Annotated in this window: 12 protein-coding genes; 2 read left to right on the top strand and 10 right to left on the bottom strand. The window is 69.9% G+C overall.

Annotated elements, in window-relative coordinates; all coding sequences use genetic code 11:
* Positions 1-431: 431 nt before the first annotated feature.
* The 4 genes from L0U85_RS19115 to L0U85_RS19100 form a co-directional block, all read right to left on the bottom strand.
* Complete coding sequence (locus L0U85_RS19115; protein WP_241379358.1) at positions 432-1,352, bottom strand: glycine betaine ABC transporter substrate-binding protein; 921 nt, start codon at positions 1,350-1,352, stop codon at positions 432-434.
* A gap of 75 nt (positions 1,353-1,427) precedes the next feature.
* Entirely contained in the window at positions 1,428-2,330 is a 903-nt protein-coding gene (locus L0U85_RS19110) for an ABC transporter permease subunit (protein WP_241379357.1), read from the bottom strand.
* Positions 2,327-3,382, bottom strand: coding sequence for a glycine betaine/L-proline ABC transporter ATP-binding protein (locus L0U85_RS19105; protein WP_241379356.1), 1,056 nt, complete (start codon positions 3,380-3,382; stop codon positions 2,327-2,329). The genes L0U85_RS19110 and L0U85_RS19105 overlap by 4 nt, the downstream gene beginning before the upstream one ends.
* Positions 3,383-3,611: 229 nt before the next feature.
* The gene (locus tag L0U85_RS19100; RefSeq protein WP_241379355.1) at positions 3,612-4,514 is read right to left on the bottom strand and encodes a hypothetical protein; all 903 of its coding nucleotides are present in this window, start codon (positions 4,512-4,514) and stop codon (positions 3,612-3,614) included.
* 163 nt (positions 4,515-4,677) lie between these two features.
* Between L0U85_RS19100 and dxs the strand changes: the two genes are divergently transcribed.
* Positions 4,678-6,588 (top strand): 1-deoxy-D-xylulose-5-phosphate synthase, encoded by a 1,911-nt coding sequence (gene dxs / locus L0U85_RS19095; RefSeq protein WP_241379354.1) that lies wholly within the window; start codon positions 4,678-4,680, stop codon positions 6,586-6,588.
* Positions 6,589-6,657: 69 nt separating this feature from the next.
* Here dxs and L0U85_RS19090 read toward each other — a convergent pair whose 3' ends face one another.
* Together L0U85_RS19090 and L0U85_RS19085 are read right to left on the bottom strand one after the other, a co-directional pair.
* Positions 6,658-9,162: a hypothetical protein gene (locus L0U85_RS19090; RefSeq protein WP_241379352.1), complete on the bottom strand. Its 2,505-nt coding sequence runs from the start codon at positions 9,160-9,162 to the stop codon at positions 6,658-6,660.
* A 33-nt stretch (positions 9,163-9,195) separates the two neighbouring features.
* The gene (locus L0U85_RS19085) at positions 9,196-11,427 is read right to left on the bottom strand and encodes a hypothetical protein (protein WP_241379351.1); all 2,232 of its coding nucleotides are present in this window, start codon (positions 11,425-11,427) and stop codon (positions 9,196-9,198) included.
* Between the two features lie 175 nt (positions 11,428-11,602).
* Here L0U85_RS19085 and L0U85_RS19080 point away from each other — a divergent pair, with 175 nt between their 5' ends.
* On the top strand, positions 11,603-12,274 hold the full coding sequence (locus tag L0U85_RS19080) for an NAD(P)-binding domain-containing protein (RefSeq protein ID WP_241379350.1): 672 nt from the start codon (positions 11,603-11,605) through the stop codon (positions 12,272-12,274).
* On the opposite strand, the gene L0U85_RS19075 is transcribed toward L0U85_RS19080, so the two are convergent.
* The 4 genes from L0U85_RS19075 to L0U85_RS19060 all read right to left on the bottom strand — a co-directional run bounded on the left by L0U85_RS19075 (position 12,275) and on the right by L0U85_RS19060 (position 18,070).
* A complete protein-coding gene (locus L0U85_RS19075; protein ID WP_241379349.1) occupies positions 12,275-13,081 on the bottom strand; it encodes a hypothetical protein in 807 nt (268 codons plus the stop codon).
* Positions 13,082-13,451: 370 nt separating this feature from the next.
* The gene (locus tag L0U85_RS19070; RefSeq protein ID WP_241379348.1) at positions 13,452-14,417 is read right to left on the bottom strand and encodes a hypothetical protein; all 966 of its coding nucleotides are present in this window, start codon (positions 14,415-14,417) and stop codon (positions 13,452-13,454) included.
* A 378-nt stretch (positions 14,418-14,795) separates the two neighbouring features.
* Positions 14,796-16,880: a 3-hydroxyacyl-CoA dehydrogenase NAD-binding domain-containing protein gene (locus tag L0U85_RS19065; RefSeq protein WP_241379347.1), complete on the bottom strand. Its 2,085-nt coding sequence runs from the start codon at positions 16,878-16,880 to the stop codon at positions 14,796-14,798.
* Entirely contained in the window at positions 16,880-18,070 is a 1,191-nt protein-coding gene (locus L0U85_RS19060) for a thiolase family protein (RefSeq protein WP_241379346.1), read from the bottom strand. Before L0U85_RS19060 ends, L0U85_RS19065 begins: the two co-directional genes overlap by 1 nt.
* Between the last annotated feature and the right edge of the window lie 395 nt (positions 18,071-18,465).

Genomic DNA, 18,465 nt, shown 5'->3' with positions numbered 1-18,465 from the left:
GGAAATCATCACCTGATAGGGGGAGAAACCCCTCATGTTCGTGCCCGGACCGCCTGCCGCGCAACACAACACGAGCAACACTCACCCGCCAAAGCCGCCCGCCCCACGCGCGCCCGGCCGCCGCAACACACCCCGAACAGCCCTCCACCCCTCCGTCGCTGCCGCCCTTGGCGCAGATCGACCACCACGTGGAAGATGTCGCCAGCGCCCGAAGGGCCATTTCCGGGCTCCCCACGCGCTGCACTCGGTGACGTGGAGCGCGTCCGGGGCGCATTCGGACCCCGACGCGTGCCGGCCTCAATTCAGCGACTGCAGGCCGCTCAATAAACAAATCTACATATATGTCAATGTATTTGAACTGCATATTTCGTCAGGACACGCAGAAGCGGGGCCGGGCTGTGCCCGACCCCGCTTCTGCGTGTCGCAGGAGACTAAGCGATCAGGTCGTTGAAGGGGTTGTCCTCGAGCCATGCCGAGACGCCGCCCTCGAGGTCGCCGTCGTGCTCGTCGAACACGACCTGCTCCAGGCCGGCGAGCTGCTCGTCGCTCAGCTTGAACGACTCCAGCGCGGCGGCGACGTCGGGGAACTCCTCGGAGAAGCCCTCGCGCGCCAGCGTGTTGATGGTCTCGACGTCGCCGAGGGTGCCCTCGGGGTCTTCGAGGTTCTTGAGGTCCCACTTGGCGTACGCCCAGTGCGGCTGCCACAGTGTGACCACGATCGGCTCCTCGGCAGCGATCGCCGAGTCCAGCTCGGCGAGCATGGTGCCCGTCGAGGAGGTCTGGAGCTCCAGGTCGTCCATGCCGTAGGCCGGGATGGTGTTGTTCAGGACCACCTCGGTCAGGCCCGCTCCCGGCTCGATGCCGGTGATGGTGCCGCCGAACAGGTCGGCATTGTCGTTCAGCTCGGTCAGCGAGTTCACGTCGACGTAGGAGGGGACGGCCACGGTCAGGGCCGCGTTCTCGTTCCACGCGCCCAGCTGCTCGAGATGCGCGCCGTGCGTGTCCAGGTAGGTCTTGTGGGTCACGGGCAGCCAGCCGTCGAGGAAGACATCGATGTCACCCGAGGCCAGGGCCTCGAACAGCACGCCGGCCTCGGTGATCTCCGTGACGTTGACGGTGTACCCGGCGCCGGTGAGGGCCTGGCGCCACAGCTCGGTGGCCACGACGCCCTCATCCCAGCCGGGGATGATGGCCGTGTTGATGGTGCCGGAGCCTTCGGGCAGGTTGCTGTCGACGTCGGTCGAGCCGTCGGAGCCGCCTTCTTCTTCGACCGAGCAGGCCGAGAGTGCCAGGGCGGCGGCCGAGCCGGCGCCGAGTCCGAAGGCGCCTTTCATGATGAGACGACGTTGCATGTGCTCCTACTTTCTTTCCTTGCGGAGGGTGGGCAGTTTTCCGGTGGGTTGTGGAGTGTTCAGAGGTTCGCGGGCCTAGCGGGCCGCGAGTTCGACGGCGCGGGCGACCGGCGTGCGCTCGGCCAGGCCCTGCATGACCCGGTCGAGGAAGATCGCCAGGATGACCACCGCCAGGCCGGCGTTGAAGCCCTGGGCCATCTCAAGGCGGCTCAGTGCGGAGACGATGATCGAGCCGAGCCCGCCGCCTCCGACGATGCCCGCGATGACGACCATCGAGAGCGCCAGCATGATGACCTGGTTGAGCCCGGCCATGATCGTCGGCAGTGCCAGCGGCAGCTTGATTCGGGCGAGGATCTTGGCGGGCGAGGCGCCGAAGGCCTGGCCGGCCTCGACGACCTCGGAGTCGACCTGCCGCAGACCCAGCTCGGTGAGCCGCACGCCCGGCGGCATGCAGAACACGATGGTGGCGATCATGCCGGGGACGACGCCGATGCCGTAGAACATGACCACCGGCAGCAGGTAGACGAAGCCGGGGAGGGTCTGCATGAAGTCCAAGACCGGCCGCATCACCGTCGAGACGGCTCGGTTCTCCGAGGCCAGAATGCCCAGCGGGATGGCCAGAGCTGTGGCGAAGAGTGCGGCGACCACGACCATCGACAGCGTGTCCATGGTCTCGTCCCAGTACGGCGTCCAGGCCGCGACGAACATGCCGATGCCGACCGTCGCGGCCAGTTTCCAACCTTTGGCGGCCCAGGCGATCGCCGCGAAGATGAGGACCATCAGCCCCGAGGGCAGGAACAGCAGTGACGCGTTCAGGCCGGTGTAGATCGAATCGAGGAACGCCTCGGTCCCGGTGAAGAACACCGACCAGGCATCGCGCGCCCAGCGGACGAAGGACTCCATCCAATCCCCGAAGGGCATGTCGGGGAGCGGCTTCCAGACGTAGGTCCAGAACCAGTTGCGGAGATACTCGATCATGCTCGCTGGGCCTCTTCCTCGGGCTCGGGGTGGCCGTGCTCGGTCTCGGGGGAAAGGGACTTGAGGATGCCCTTGGGGGTCACCACGCCGAGCGGGTCGGAGCGCTCGTCGACGACCAGCAGCGGGTCGTCGGAGGACAGCACCTGGTCGTACAGCTCTGTGACGAGCACGTCGTGGTCGACGGTCGCGAACCCGCTGGTGTCGCTGCCTCGGTAGGGCTCCATGACCGCCTCGGCAGTGAGCACGCGCGACCGGTCGACGTCGGCGATGAACTCGGCGACGTAGTCGTCGGCCGGGTTCATGAGGATCTCCTCTGCGGTGCCCAGCTGCTTCACCACGCCGTCGCAGATGGCGATCCGGTCGCCGATCTTCATCGCCTCGTTGAGGTCGTGGGTGATGAACACGATCGTCTTGCCCAGCTTCGACTGGAGTTCGAGCAGCTGGTCCTGCATCTCCTGGCGGATGAGCGGGTCGAGCGCGCTGAAGGCCTCGTCCATGAGCAGGATCTCGGTGTCGGCCGCCAGCGCCCGGGCCAGACCGACCCGCTGTCGCATGCCTCCGGACAGCTGCACCGGCAGCTTGTCCTCCTCGCCGCCCAGACCGACCAGTTCGACGGCCTCCTTGGCGCGCTCCAGGCGGTCGACCTTGTTGAGCCTGCGGATCTCGAGCCCGAACGCGACGTTCTCGAGGACGCTGCGGTGGGGGAGAAGCGCGAAGTGCTGGAAGACCATGCTGACCTTGTCGCGGCGCAGTTCACGCATGCCCCGCTTCGAGAGCGAGCCCAGGTCGACGCCGTCGATCTGGATCGTGCCGGCGGTGGGCTCGATGAGGCCGTTGAGCATGCGGATGAGCGTGGACTTGCCCGATCCGGACAGGCCCATGACGACGAAGGTCTCTCCCGCGGTGATCTCCCACGTGTGGTCGATGACCGCGGCGGTCACCTTCTTGTTGGACAGCTGGTCGCGGGGGACGCCGGCTTCGAGCTCGGCGACGGCCTGTTGGGCGCCTTTTCCGAATACCTTGTACAGGGAATCGACTGTAAGGGCAGACATCGTTTCCTTCCGGTTGACGGGCGGCAACCCCGGCAACAGTAGTCGCGAGCTGCGTCTTCGGCATCTCTGCAGGTAGTGAGAATGCAAACACGTAATGTCTCGTGGCGGTGTCGTCGCAGGTGAGAGGCTAGGAAACCGTCATCATTCGGTCCGCGGTCCAATTGTCTGCAATCGGACGTTGTCAAGACTGTTGCGGAATGGAAACCAAACTCGGCGCTCGGGAGGCCATCTAGGGAAGCCGCGCGGCCCGCGCCTGCGCGGACACCGCCGCCAGGTCGGACTCGCTCAGTCCGAGTGAGGAGGCCTTGGCGTATTCGGCGGCGATGTCGGTGCCCATCCGCATCGGAGAATCGGTGCCCAGCGCCACCGCCACGCCCGCTTCCAGGAAGTGCGGCAGCGGGTGGTCTTGGAGCGAGGCGACCATGCCCAGGACCACGGCCGAGGTCAGGCAGACCTCGACGGTCACGCCGCGCTCGGCCAGCAGCCGCAGGACTCCCGGGTCGCCCGCGGCGCCGACGGCGTGGCCGATCCTGCCGATCGCGCCGATCTCGGCGATCGCTGCCACGTTGGAGGCGTTGAACGCGCCCGCCGGGACCGTCACGCCCAGTCCGGCCTCCTCGGCCGCCTCCGCGACGATCCGACCGCGAGACCAGTCCGCTTCGGCCGCGTAGGGAACGTAGATGATCTCGACTCCGGACAGCCCCGCCGCCGCCGCGTCGCCGAAGGCGTCGCAGATCTCCTTGACCGTCGGCTCCCACAGGTTCAGGCTCAGCACCGCGCCCGCGTCGAAGCCCGGGAAGAGCTCGGCCACGCGCTGCCGCGCCGCGTCGAACCGTTCCATGAAGCCCGGGTACACCACCGACTCCTGCGGCAGGCGCAGTTCGGTGTACGCCGCCCCCGCCCCGGCCGCTGACATCAGGGCGTCCACGAGGATCCCCTCGTACACCTCGCCTTCGACCGCGTCCAGGTCGAACCGCGGCACCGCCGACATCCGCTGGAGCCGCGCAAGGCCCGGGCCGATCGCATCGACGACCGTGCGCCTGCGCTCGGCCCAGTCGACCGGCGTGGAGCTCAGCACCTGATCGAGGCGCGCGGGCCACTCGGTGTTCTGGTGCAGGTCGATGAGATGCATGTTGGGATGATCACACTGAAATCGCCGGGCCTGCCGGACTTTCGCCCGGCGTGTCCCTTTCGCTGGGTGACTGCTTTCCGACAGTTGCAGCGCGTATGCCACCCGCCTCAGCGGCACTCTCGGACTATGAGCACTCGCCTGAGCACCGATAGACTTCGTCGTTATGAGCTCACACGACGAACCCGAGATGGGCCCGCTGCTGTCATCCATCGGCAGGCTGGCCGATTTCAAGTCGCTGGACGAGGCCGACCTGCCCCGCCTTGCCGACGAGATCCGTGAGTTCCTCGTCGACGCGGTCGCCAAGACCGGCGGGCACATCGGACCCAACCTCGGCGTCGTCGAGCTCACCATGGCGATCCACCGGGTCTTCGACTCCCCGCACGACCAGATCGTCTACGACACCGGCCACCAGTCGTACGTTCACAAGGCGCTCACCGGACGGGCCGGCAGTTTCACCGCGCTGCGCCGCCGAGGCGGACTCACCGGCTACCCGAGCCAAGCCGAGTCCCCGCACGACCTGGTCGAGAACTCCCACGCCTCCACCGCGCTGTCCTACGCCGACGGCCTCGCCAAGGCCCACGCGCTCGCCGGGGCCGACCGCCACGTCGTGGCCGTCGTCGGCGACGGCGCGCTCACCGGCGGCATGTGCTGGGAGGCGCTCAACAACATCGCCGCCCGCGACGACCTCAAGCTCGTCATCGTCGTCAACGACAACGGCCGCTCCTACGCGCCCACCGTCGGCGGCCTCGCCAAGCGCCTCGCCGGGCTGCGCCTCAACCCCGGATACGAGCCCGCGCTCGAGAAGATCAAGCAGACCGTCGAGAAGCTCCCCGTGTTCGGCCGTGCCGCCTACGCGGCGCTCCACGCCGCCAAGACCGGCCTGAAGGACGCGCTCGCCCCGCAAGGCATGTTCTCCGACCTCGGCATCAAATACTTCGGGCCCGTCGACGGCCATGACCTCGACGAGCTCACCGAAGCCCTGGAACGCGCCAAGGGCTTCGGCGGCCCGGTCATCGTCCACGCCCTCACCGAGAAGGGCCACGGCTGGGCGCCCGCCCGCGCCGACGAGGCCGAGCAGATGCACGCCCCTTCGGCCGCGTTCGATCCCGTCACCGGCGAACCGGTCGCCGCCTCCAAGCGCCGCTGGACCGGCGTGTTCGCCGAGGAGCTCGTCTCCCAGGCCGAGGCGCGCCAGGACCTGGTGGCGATCACCGCCGCCATGCCCGGCCCCACCGGCGTCGACGCGCTCATGCGGCGCTTCCCCGACCGGGTCTTCGACGTCGGCATCGCCGAGCAGCATGCCGTCACCTCCGCGGCCGGGCTCGCGATGAACGGCATGCACCCGGTGGTCGCCGTCTACTCCACTTTCATGAACCGCGCCTTCGACCAGACCGTCCTGGACGTTGCCATGCACCGGCTGCCGGTGACGTTCGTGCTCGACCGCGCCGGGATCACCGGCCCGGACGGGCCGAGCCACTACGGCGTCTGGGACACCTCGATCTTCCGCGTCGTGCCGGGCCTGCGCATCGCCGCGCCCCGGGACGCGGCCACGCTCCGCCAGGAGTTCGCCGAGGCCCTCGCCGTCGACGACGGGCCCACCATGCTGCGCTTCCCGACCGGCGCGGTCCCCGCCGAGGACATCGGGGCGGTCGACACACGCGAAGGTCTGGACATCCTGGTCGAGAGCGACGGCGCCGAACTGCTCATCGTCGCCTGCGGCTCCCTGGCCGGCATCGCCGTCGAGGCCGCCGGGCGACTCGCCGAGCAGGGCGTGGGCACCGTCGTAGTGGATCCGAGGTGGATCTCTCCGGTGCCGGACGCCCTGGTGAAACTGGCAGGCCAGTACCGGCTCGTGGCCACGGTGGAGGACGGGATGCGCACCGGCGGCTTCGGCGACGCGCTCGCCCAGGCCCTGCGCGACAGCGGCGACGAGGTCCCGCTCGTCGACTTCGCGGTCGCCCGCGACTGGCACCCCCACGGCACCCGCCCCGAACTGCTCGCCGACCTCGGCCTCACCGCCGAGGCGATCGCCGAGCGCCTCGAAGCCGAGGTCGCCCGCCGCGGCGAGTCCTAATAGTCGGCGAGCCCTGTGAGACCGGCGCCCCACGGTTGCCCCTGAGATCGCTCGATCCCTGATCGAACCTCAACGCATCGAACGCACCGTGTTCGACAGGCGCCGCAAGTCCCGGCGTCGCTTCTCGAACGTCGCCCCCGCGGCGATGAGGACGGCACCGCCGACCGCCGGCGGAATCCACTTCGGAATCGCATGCCACACGAGTGCGAGCTCGTTCACGGTCAGGACCAGCAGCGCCACCGCGCCCAGCACCAGCGGTGCCTGCCAGCGCCGCGCCAGACCGGCGATGACAACCGCGAGTGCCGCAGCCCCCACCGCGACGCGTCGCACCGCGTCCCCTTCGCCGAGCGACGCCAGCAGGCTCGGGCCGATCCCCACCGCGATCGCCGTCCCCAACACCGGCCACGAGCCCGACTCCGGGCGGCGCACCAGCCGCCACAGCCCGAACCCGAACAGCACCAGCGCGGGCGGCACCGTGTGCCACTCCAACGTGTCGACCGAGTATGTCGTCAGCAGCGACCACCAGGCCACCGTGCCGGTGCACAACGCGGCGATCGCGTAGCCCCACCGTTTCACCGGCGCCATCAATGCCACCGCGACCAGCGCGAGGGTGTAGACCCCGATCGCGGCGGGCAGCACGCGGCTCGACGCTTCGCCGCCGATGATCTGGCCGAACCAGTCGGCGACGACCATGACGGCGACGGTGGTCCCGGCCAGGACGTGCGCGAGGATCGCGGCGAGCACCCGGTCCGGGCGGCTGCGCCCGGGCGCCCCGGCGGCGACGGCGAGTATCGCGGCGGCGCCGGCGACGAGCCCGAACTCGACCTGCGTCGAGTTCGCGCCGATCGCGTCACTGACGGCCGCCGCGCCGGCGGTGACGGGGAGCCACAGGGCGAGCAGCGCCCATCCGGCGCACCGGCCCGAGAGGGTCCGCGACGCCAAGGCGACGAGAAGGGCCAGGAGTGCGGCGAGGGCGAAGCCGGCGACGGTGAGACCGTCCTCGCCGTCGTGCCAGACGAGGCCGCCCGCGGCGACGGCCGCGAAGGCGAGCGCGGCGGCGGCGAGGTCGAGGCGGCGCTGCGCGGGCACCAGCGGCGCGGTGACCGCCAACAGCGCCAGGACGATCGGGATCTCCCAGGTGAGGAGCCCCGGTGGTTCGAGGTCGGCCCAGACGACCGGTAGAGCCGTCAGGGCGATCGCGGCCCCGGCGGCGCCGACGCCGATGCCGCCGATGCAGGCGGCTCGGCGCAGCGAGTGGCGCAGCGGTTCGTGCAGCGCCGGCGAGGTAAGTCCGATGAGGACGGACGAGGCGAGGTAGGCGGTGAGTTCGGGGGCGTCTGCGGCGACGACGGCGACACCGGCGAGCGAGGCGATGACCGCGAGCGCCGAGCCCTGCCGTGACGGTTCGCCGGAGCGGGACCCGACCTCGTCGACGAGGACCGCGAGGAGCGCGCCGAGCAGCGCCAGGGACGGGACGGCGAGCGCGGCCTCGCCGGAGCGGAGCGCCAGCGACCACGCGGCGACGACGAGCGCCGCGCTGGCGGCCGAGGCGACCAGCATGGTCGTGACCGTCGCGCCGGCTCGGCGGGCGTACACGGTGGCAAGGAGGTTCCCGGCGGCGAGTAGCGCGACGGCCGCGGCGACGGGCGGCACCCACGCCTCGCTGAGTCCGAAGGCGACGCGGAGCCCGGCGAGGAAGGCGAGGACGACGCCGCCGCACAGCAGCAGGCGCGAGGCCCACAGGTCGGATCGGGCGTAGCGGCTGGGCCGGTGGGCGACGACCCAGGACGCGGCGGCGAGTACGACGGCCGTGGCGCCCATGAGGAGCGCGGCGCTCGCGACCTCCCCGGCGGCGGCGAAGGCCGAGCCGACGGCCGCGAGGGGGAGCAGTGCCCACCCGGCCGCGGTGGCGGCCACGGCGCCTCGGTAGGCGGTGAGCGCGGCGAGCACGAGCATCGTCCAGGTGCCGACGGCTTCGGGGCTGAGCGAGACCCCGCTGGGCAGGATCTGGTAGTGGCCGGCGAGGGCCGAGCACCACATGGCGAGTGCGGCCAGCGAGGCGAACGTCTCGGCGGTCGCCCACAGCCGGAAACGGCCGAGGACGACGGGGACGGCCAGCATCGCGGCGGTGAAGCCGACGAGGATCGCGAGGCGTCCGGCGTCGCCGAGGTGGCGCCAGGCGACGGCCGTGAAGATGACGATCGCGGCGGCGACGAGCAGTCCGCCGAGACCGAGCAGGACGGTCTGCACGGTCTTGGAGCCGACCTCGCCGCGCACCGCCGGGGCGGGAGGCGGCGGCGCGGCCGGGATGAAGGGGCCGTGAGGCGTCGGCGGCGCGCCGGAAGGGGGCGTGGGAGCGGCGCGGTAGGAGGCGGCGAGTCGTCCGAGCCCGTCGAGCACCTCGCGGCGCTCGGATTCGACGGCGGCGCGGCTGCGGACGGCGGGGGTGAGGACCCGCAGGGCCGCGTCGAGCTCGGCGAGCCGGGACAGGAGCGGCTCGGGCCCGCGACCGCAGACGGGACAGCGCTCGGGCTCGCTGGGCTGTCCGCAGCGCGGACAGTTGAAGGTGGTCACCAGATCAGTCTCCTTGGGTTGTCAAACAGCGGACTACCGCATGGCCTTGACCGACCCGCTCAGGCGGGCCAGGTCGCGGCGGCGCTGTTCGAGCGTCGCCCCGGCGGCGATGAGGACGGCGCCGCCGACTGCCAGCGGAACCCACTTCGGCACGACGCTCCACAGGAGCACCAGCTCGTTGACGCTGAGCGCGGCGAGCACGATCGCGCCCATGACCATTGGCGCCTGCCAGCGCCGGTTCGCGGCGATGAGCAGCACGGCGACGGCTGCGGCGCCGACCAGGACGCGCCGCAGCGGTGCGCCGTCGGGACCGAAGGACAGCGCCAGCGTCGGCGCGAAGCCGATCGCGAGCGCCGGGGCGAGCGCGGTCCACGAGCCCGTCCGCGGGTCGCGACGCAGCAGCCACAGGCCGATCGCGAGCAGTGCCGCGGCGGGCGGGACCGTGTAGGCCTCCATGTCGCTCACGGAGCCGCGGTGCATGAGGAGGAGGTGGGCGACGGCGGCCGCCGCGAAGGCCCCGAAGACGTAGCCGACGCGGCGGGCGGGCTTCGCCCAGGCGGCGACGGCGAAGGCCGCCGCGTACACCAGGAAGCCGAGTGGGAAGGACACCGGCAGCGGCTCGCTGTCGGCGAGGAACGTCGGCAGCCGGGCGAGCAGGCTGACGAGGACGAAGGCGTGGCCTCCGGCCTGGGCGATCGCTCGGTCGGGGCCGCCGCGCCCGGGTGCCAGGAGTGCAGCGGCGAGCAGGACCGAGCCGGCCGCGGCCGCCAGGAGGACCACCGGATCCGGTTCGACGCCGCGTTCGTCCAGCAGGGACGGGACCGCGGCCAGGAACATCAGCGCCAGGGCCGCGTAGGCGCCGACCCAGCCGACGCAGCGCCGCGCCCCGCCGCGTGAGGCGAACGCGACGGTCAGAGCGGCCAGGGTGATCAGGCCGAGCGAGACGGTGGGCGCCCACGGGTGCTCCCACAGTCCGCCGAGGGCGAGCGCCGCGACGGCGGCGGTCGCGGCGAGGAAGTCGAGCCTCCACCCCCGCGGGACGGTCGGTAGGCCGACCGCGCAGGCGAGGGCGATCGCGGGGGTCTCCCAGCGCAGCGCCCAGGCGGGCGGGTAGCCGAATGTGATGGCCAAGGCGGGCAGCGACATCACGACGCAGGCGACCAGGATCGCGAGCCCGGCGGTCGCGGCGGCCTGCCGGAGGGCGGCGCGCAGTGGGGCCGGGAAGATCGGGGCGGCCGCCAGTGCCAGGGCCGCGGCGCCGAAGAACGAGGTCAGCTCGTACGAGTCGGTCAGGACGATGCCGAGCGTGCCGAGCGAGGCGATGCCGGTGGCGGCCGCGGCGGTGAGCGGCAGCCAGTCCGGTCCGAGCGGGTCGGTCCACGCGCCCGCCGCGACGATGGCGACTGCCAGGAGGGCGAACGCGGGCAGGGCCAGCATCGGATCGGCCGAGCGGATGGCCAGGACCCATGCGGCGATGAGCAGCGCGCCGGTGGCCGAGGCGCCGATCGCCAGCGTAGCGGCGGAGGCGCCTTCGCGGTGGGCGTGGACGGTGGCGAGCAGTCCGATCGAGGCGAGTAGGCAGGTCGAGGCCGCTACGACCGGGAGGAACGCGGCGTCGAGGCCGAACGCGACGCGCAGCCCCGCGAGGAAGACGGTGACGATGGCGGCGCACGCCAGGAGGCGGGCGGACCATTGGTCGGAGCGGGTGTGGCGGGTCGGCACGGCCTTGACCGTCCAGGCGGCCCCGGCCAGGACCGCGCCGATGACGAGCATGTTGAGCGCCGCTCCGAGGACGCCGGCGACCGCGGCGAACGAGGCGCCCGCGGCGGCGAGCGGCAGGAGCGCCCAGCCTGGGGAGGAGACGCGGGCGGCGATCCGGTAGCCGGTGGCTGCGATGAGGACCGGTGTCGTCCAGGCGGCGACCTCGGAGGCGGTCAGTCCGGTGCCGGTGGGCAGATAGAGGTAGTACCCGGCCAGGGCTGAACACCACAGGGCGAGCGTGGCGATGGCGGCGAGGGTCTCGGCGGTCGCCCACAGGCGGAACCTGGTGAGCGCGAGGGGGACGGCCAGGAGCAGGCCGGTGAACCCGGCGAGGACGGTGAGGCGTCCGCCGTCGCCCATCTGGCGCCAGGCGACGGCGGTGAAGACGATGACGGCGGCGGTCAGCAGCAGCCCGCCGAGGCACAGCAGCACGACCTGAATGGACTTCGTGGTGAGCTCGGCGCTGTTGCGGGCCTTGGGTCGAGGAGTGGTCTGCGTACTCATACGGCCAGTGTTGGGGAGCTGTCAAACCGTGAAAGCGACAAAACGGGCGGCAATTGTCGGGGCGCTACAACGGCGCGCCGCGCCCGGTATGCGACGCCTCGAATATTTCGTGGATTCCTCTAAACGGTTCACAGTTCTGATTGAGTCGAAGTGCCGTACACCGAAGGGCACCGAAATGAAAATCGCAGTGATGGGCACCGGGGTGGTCGGGCGCACTCTCGCCGGCCGCCTGGCCGAGCTGGGGCACGAGGTCACCGTCGGCACCCGCGACACCGCGGCGACGCTGGCGCGCGAGCCCGAGCAGGCCGAGTCGTTCGCCGTCTGGGCGGAGTCCAGGCCCGGGATCGCGCTGGCCTCGTTCGCCGACGCCGCCGGAGGCGCCGAGTTGATCGTCAACGCCACTTCGGGGAGGGTCTCGCTGGAGGCGCTCGGGGCCGCCGGGGAGGCCGACCTCGCCGGGAAGGTCGTCCTCGACGTCGCGAACCCGCTCGACTTCACCGGGGGCTTCCCGCCGACGCTGCGGGTCAAGGACGACGACTCGCTCGCCGAGCGGATTCAGCGGGCGTTTCCGGCCGCGCGCGTGGTCAAGTCGCTGAACACGATGACGGCGCCGCTCATGGCCGATCCGCGTCGGCTCGCCGACGGCGACCACTCGGTGTTCGTCTCGGGGGACGATGCCGGAGCGAAGCGGACGGTGACCGAGCTGCTGGAGCAGATGGGGCACGCCGACGTCATCGACCTGGGCGACATCACGACCTCGCGGGGCGCCGAGATGGTGCTGCCTTTGTGGCTGCGCCTCTACGGCAGGCTCGGCACCGCCGAGTTCAACTTCAAGATCGTGCGCTGATCACCTGACGGCGGCGTCGATGATGCGCCAGGCGAGGTCTTCCCACTGGGCGTAGTAGTCGGGGAACGCCGAGATCTGGACGGACTGGGCGGCCGCGGCGATCGACATGTCCTGCCAGCCGGAGACGCCTTCGAGCGTGCCGTAGAACTTGGCCGCCGAGGTCGCCGGGTCCATGAGTTCGGCGACCGAGCCCCAACCCATGGAGGGCCGCTGCTGGAAGATCCCGACCGAGTCGTGGTCGGAGTACTCGACTTCCCAGGCGTGTTCGTACGAGGCGGGGACGACCGGGTTGGCGGCGTTGTAGAGCTTGGCCTCCTGCATGGCGGTCGCCAGGGCCACGGCCCATGCTCGCTCGCCGAGGCCGCGGTCCATGCCGACCTCGATGATGGTGATCGCGTTGGCCATCTGGGTGGCGTCGAGGCCGCTGACCGGGGCGGCGTCGTGGTCGAGTACCGGGCCGATCTCGGTCTTGACCTTCTGGGGCTCGGGCGCCGAGGCGGCCAGGCCCTGCGGGAGGACGCTCGGCATCGGTTCGACGGAGTCCCAGTCGTAGTCGGCGGTGACCGCCTCCGCCACGATGCGCTCGGCCGCCTGTTCGCGCGGTGAGGGGACTTCGGCGCCGGGCATGAGCGCGGCTTCGGCCGTCGTGGCGGTGACGACGGCGATGAGCGCGGCGGCCACTGCCATGCCGAACCGCCTGGCGATCCGGGACTCGGTGAGGTGCCGGTCGGGCTTGACGCCGATGGCGTCGCCGCTGGTGACCGTCTCTTCGTGTTGGATTTCGGGGGAATCGGTGCGCCTTTGCATTCGGGCAAGACTAAAGGCATGAAAACGCAGCTCAGAGGTGCAGGATTGGCGAGGGTGCCGAGGTGGGCGGCGTCCGATCACTCGATGTGTCGGAGTTCCCGAATCGCCGGATACGCCCGCTATCAATGGAATTGTGCGCGCTCCCACACTCAACGCGGCGGTCGTCTCCGCCGAACGGGCGAGCTCCGGGACGCGAATCGGTGGAAAACAAATCGCCGAATGTTGAATGTGATCGCGACCATGTCGGAGAAGTTGTTGTTCGATGGCCGACCGTGTTCGTCGCGCCTGACCCGGGGGTACGGGAACGGGCCCCGCAAACCTGTTGCGAGGCCCGTTCCTTCGGGAGGTGGAATAAAGCTTTCCTGTAGTGCTAGGACTTGGCCTTCTCGTAGGACTTGACGATGTCCCAGGCGAGGCCCTCCCACTGGGCGTAGGCGTCCGGGAACGCCGAGACCTGGACGGTCTGGGCAGCCTTGGTGACAGGCATGTCCTTCCAGCCGTTGACCTTCTTGAGCGATCCGTAGAACTTGTTCGCCGAGGTCTTCGGGTCCATGAGCTCTTCGACGCTGCCCCAGCCCGAGGAAGGCCGCTGCTGGAAGAGGCCGACCGAGTCGTGGTCGGAGCCTTCGGCCTGGTATTCGAAGTTGTAGGACTCGGCGACGTTCACGTTCGCGTAGTTCCTGAACTTGGACTCCTGCATGGCAGTCGCGAGCGCGATGGCCCAGGCCTTGCGGTCGAGTCCCGCCTCATCGCCGGCCTCGACGATGGCGATGGCGTTGTCCATCTGGAGTTCGCTGAGGTCGCCGACTGGCTCGGGCTCGGCCTGCTTCGCGGCCTCGGCCGCAGCCGCCGCTTCGGCCGCCTCGGCCTCGGCCTCGGCCGCGGCAGCCGCCTCGGCCTCCTCGGCCTGCTGCGCGGCGATGATGGCCTTCGCATTCGCCGTGGCTTCATCGGAGAACAAGGCGTCTTCGGCGCTGACGGTCCAGCTCTGTTCCGAGGCCGGATCGGCCGGATCGTTCAGGGCGGTGATCGCCCAGGCCGTGCCGCTGGTCGAGCCGACGATGACCGCGGTGGCCGTACCGATGACGGTCATGCGAACGCCGAACCGCTCGGTCAGTTTCCTGATCACAGGCCTCGTCCGCTCGCTGACGGCGGTGGCGACGACGGCGGTGACGTCTGCCAGCAGAGCGGTCCACGGCTGGAGGCGCTCGGCCGTCCAGGAGGCCATCGGCTGGAGGCGCTCGGCCAACCAAGAGGTCAGCGGCGCGGTCCGGTCGGCGATGTTGGCGCCGGCGTCCGTGAGGAAGTCTGCGATGATCGCAATGACCGCTCCCACCCGTACAGCAGTCGATTTGAGTCGCTCACTCAGGCTCGCGATGTTTGATTCGAGTCGCTTGCCGGTGACAGTTGCGGCGCTCCGGACGTGGCCGGTCACGCCTTTGATGCTCTGGCGAAATTGCACTCGGCCACCGTAGATGGGAATACCCACAGGTAAAAGGCGGTTACTCGTCAGTAATGAAATGATTGGGAGCGGTTCCGCACGGCCTTTAATCGCTCGCGGCATTGATCGGATACCGGCCCTACTGGACGGTGTAGGCGTCTTCGACCCTCTCAGGTCTGTTTTCAACCCGAATGGCAGGGATATGGGTCGAGCCCGGACTCATCCGATAGGACAGTTCCGGGCTCGACTGAAAGTTAATGTGAGGGCTCCCACTCAACCCATGACACCGAACGGCTTTCCGGACACCTCGGTTGAAATCCCCACACGATCCAAGTACGGCGTGAGGCCTCCCAGCCAGAACGGGAAGCCCGCTCCCAGGATCATCGCCAGGTCGATCTGCTGCGGACCGGGCACCACGCCCTCGTCCAGCATCAGCTTGACCTCCTCGGCCAGACCCGAGAGCACCCGGTGCTTCACCTCATCTGCCGTCGAAGGCCGGTCGCCGAACTCCAACAGCGCCTTCCCGGCCCCGGTCAGCCGACCCTTGCCCTTCGCGTCCGGCTCGAACACCGGCACGTCGGCCCCGGCCAGACGCCGCAGGTTCTCCGAGACCGGGAAGCGCGGCCCCAGATCCTCGTTCAAGTGCGAGCACAGGTGCCAGGCGACCTGCAGGCCGACCAGCTCCAGCAGCGCGAACGGCCGCATCGGCAGCCCCAGCTCGTCGAGCGCGACATCGGCGACCTCCACCGGCGTGCCCTCGTCGACCGCGCCGGTGACCTCCGCCAGCATCCGCCCCAGCAGGCGATTGACGATGAACGCGGGCCGGTCGGCCGAACCGACCGCGGTCTTCTTCAGCTTCTTCGCCACCACGTACGCCGTCGCCAAGGTCGCGTCGTCGGTCTGCTCCGTCGCGATGACCTCCACCAGCGGCATCACCGCCACCGGATTGAAGAAGTGCATGCCGACCAGCCGCTCCGGACGCGACAACTTCGAGGCCATCGCCGTGACCGACAAACCCGAGGTGTTCGTGACCAGCAGGCACTCGTCGGAGACGATCTGCTCGACCTCGGCGAACACCGCCTGCTTGACCTTCAACTCCTCGAAGACCGCCTCGATCACCAGATCGCAGTCCGCGTAGACGTCCTTGTCGGCGCTGGCCGACACGAGCGCCCGCAGCTTCGCCGCCTTGAGCCTGGAGGCCCGGCCCTTCGCTTCGAGCTTGTCGATCTCGCCGCGCACGTGGGACAAGCCGCGCTCGGCCCGCTCGGCGTCCAGGTCGGTCATGACCACCGGCACCTCCAGGCGCCGGGCGAACATGAGCGCGATCTGACCGGCCATGAGCCCGGCGCCGACCACGCCGACCTTGCCGATCTCCTTGGCCAGGCCCGAGCTCGGGGCGCCCTCCGGGCGCTTGCCGAGATGGCGCACCAGGTTGAACGAGTACAGACTCGTCTTGAACTCCGGAGCCATCTCCAGATCCGCGAGCGCCTCGTCCTCGGCCAGGATGCCCTCCTCGAAGCTCGCGGTGCGCGCCAGCTCCAACAGGTCGAGCGCCCGCATGGCCGCCGGGGACGCGTTGTGGATCTTCTCGTCGACCAGCTTGCGGGCCCCGGCCATGACGGCCTGCCAGTGCTCGCCGCGGTCGACCTCGGGTCGATCCACGGTGACCTCGCCGCCCACCACGGCAGTCGCCCACGCGATCGACTCCTCCAGGAAGTCCGCGGCCTCGAACTGGGCGTCGGCGATGCCCAGCTCGGTCAAGTCCGGCCCGCGCAGCATCTTGTTCTGGTTGAGCGGGTTCGCGACGATGACCTTGACAGCGTTCTCCGGGCCGATGAGGTTCGGCAGGATCTGCGAACCGCCCCAGCCGGGAATGAGCCCGATGGAGACCTCGGGCAGGCCGAGCGCCACGGCGCTGGCCGAGACCGTCCGGTAGTGGCAGTGCAGCGCCAGCTCCATGCCGCCGCCCAGTGCCGTGCCGTTGACGAACGCGAACGTCGGGATCGGCGAGTCCTTGAGCCGTTTGTAGAGCGCGTGCCCGGCCCGGGCCATCGCCAGACCCTGCTCACGGCTCTCCAGCAGCGGCATCATCTTGATGTCGGCGCCTGCCAGAAAGATGAACGGCTTGCCGGTGACGGCGATGAACTTCGCGTCGGACGCGAGCACCTCGTCGAGCGCGTTCCACAGGTTCAGCATGCCGCCGGGGCCCATCGAGCTGGGCTTGGTGTGGTCGTAGCCGTTGTCGAGCGTGATGAGCGCGGCCCGGCCGCCCAGCCCGGGCGGCTCGATGTAGCGGACGTGCGCCTCGGTGACGACCTCGTCGGGGAATTCGGGAAGTTCGACCGGGAAGTCGTTCATTACTTGTCTCCCTCGAAGTTCGGGTTCTCCCAGATGACAGTGCCGCCCTGGCCGAGGCCGACGCACATGGTCGTGATGCCGTAGCGCACCTCGGGGTGCTCGGTGAATTCGCGGGAGAGCTGGCTCATCAGCCTCACCCCGGACGAGGCCAGCGGGTGGCCCATCGCGATCGCGCCGCCCCACGGGTTGACCCGCGGGTCGTCGTCGGCGATCTTGAAATGGTCGAGGAACGCCAGGACCTGGACGGCGAAAGCCTCGTTGATCTCGATGAGGCCGATGTCGTCGATGCTGAGTCCGGCGCGCGCGAGGGCCTTCTCCGTGGACGGGATCGGCCCGACACCCATGGTCTCGGGGTCGACGCCGGCGAAGGCGAAGCCGACCATTTTCATCGTGGCGTCGAGACCCAGCTCGGCGGCGGTCTCGGCGTCGGCGATGAGGCAGGCGGTGGCACCGTCGGTCAGCGGCGCGGCGGTGCCGGCGGTGACCTTGCCGTGCGGGCGGAACGGGGTCCGCAGATCCGCCAGAGCCTCCATGGTGGTGCCCGGGCGCGGCAGCTGGTCGGCGGTGGCCACGCTCCAGCCTTCGTCGGTGGAGCGGGCGGCCATGGTGGCGAAGTCGGCGCTGAGGCGATCGAGGGCGGCGCCATAGCGCGCCTGGCTGGCCACGGCGAAGGCGTCGGCCCGCTCCTTGGTGATGGCCGGGAACAGATCGTGCAGGTTCTCTGCGGTGTTGCCCATGACGAGCGCATCGGGGTCGACGAGCTTCTCGGCGATGATGCGCGGGTTGGGGTCGACGCCCTCGCCCATGGGGTGGTTGCTCATCGACTCGACGCCGCCTGCGATGGCCACGTCGTAGTTGCGGGCGGCGATCGCGGACGACACGGTGGTCACCGCGGTCATCGCACCGGCGCACATGCGGTCGATGGAGAAGCCCGGCACCGAGCGGGGCAGGCCCGCCAGCAGCGCCGCCGAGCGGCCCAGCGTGAGTCCCTGGTCGCCGATCTGCGTGGTGGCCGCCAGGGCCACCTCGTCGACTCGCTCAGGCGGCAGCCCCGGGTTGCGGCGCAGTAGCGTCCTGATGCAGCGGATGATCATGTCGTCTGCGCGGGTCTCTTCATAGAGCTTGCCCGCCTTGCCGAACGGTGTTCGCACTCCGTCGACGAAGACGACATCACGGATGGTGTCTCTCACGCTTGCCCTCCTTTGGGTATGCGGCGTCACAAGCGATGTTACTCGCAAGTAGGATAGTTGTCACGGCCCACCCGGGAGTGTTGCCCTGCCGTCTTGCGAACACCTTGAGTAGATGCGGTGTCATTGACTGTCAGCCATGAGCATGCCCCATAACTCCCAGGGCGCACAGCAGTACTTAAGCCGCGCCGCGCGTCTGCCGTGATGCCGCAGCGGAGGGCGCACTCTTGGGTATTTGGACTTGGACTTGGGCGGTTGGCGCGCGGGGAGCCCGGAAATGGCCCTTGGGTGGTTGGCGGCGTCGATCGTGTGCGTGGTTGTTGTGCGCCAAGGGCGGCAGCGACGGAGAGGTGGAGGGCTGTTCGGGGTGTGTTGCGGCGGCCGGGCGCGCGTGGGGC

Source organism: Glycomyces sp. L485, from assembly GCF_022548875.1.
GTDB lineage: Bacteria > Actinomycetota > Actinomycetes > Mycobacteriales > Micromonosporaceae > Glycomyces.
This window is presented reverse-complemented; position numbering and strand designations above follow the sequence as displayed.

What these genes read in the sequence shown, in the direction of transcription:
- L0U85_RS19115 (WP_241379358.1), bottom strand. Translation starts at nt 1,352, where the DNA reads ATGCAACGTCGTCTCATCATGAAAGGCGCCTTCGGACTCGGCGCCGGC.
- L0U85_RS19110 (WP_241379357.1), bottom strand. Translation starts at nt 2,330, where the DNA reads ATGATCGAGTATCTCCGCAACTGGTTCTGGACCTACGTCTGGAAGCCG.
- L0U85_RS19105 (WP_241379356.1), bottom strand. Translation starts at nt 3,382, where the DNA reads ATGTCTGCCCTTACAGTCGATTCCCTGTACAAGGTATTCGGAAAAGGC.
- L0U85_RS19100 (WP_241379355.1), bottom strand. Translation starts at nt 4,514, where the DNA reads ATGCATCTCATCGACCTGCACCAGAACACCGAGTGGCCCGCGCGCCTC.
- dxs (WP_241379354.1), top strand. Translation starts at nt 4,678, where the DNA reads ATGAGCTCACACGACGAACCCGAGATGGGCCCGCTGCTGTCATCCATC.
- L0U85_RS19085 (WP_241379351.1), bottom strand. Translation starts at nt 11,427, where the DNA reads ATGAGTACGCAGACCACTCCTCGACCCAAGGCCCGCAACAGCGCCGAG.
- L0U85_RS19080 (WP_241379350.1), top strand. Translation starts at nt 11,603, where the DNA reads ATGAAAATCGCAGTGATGGGCACCGGGGTGGTCGGGCGCACTCTCGCC.
- L0U85_RS19075 (WP_241379349.1), bottom strand. Translation starts at nt 13,081, where the DNA reads ATGCAAAGGCGCACCGATTCCCCCGAAATCCAACACGAAGAGACGGTC.
- L0U85_RS19065 (WP_241379347.1), bottom strand. Translation starts at nt 16,880, where the DNA reads ATGAACGACTTCCCGGTCGAACTTCCCGAATTCCCCGACGAGGTCGTC.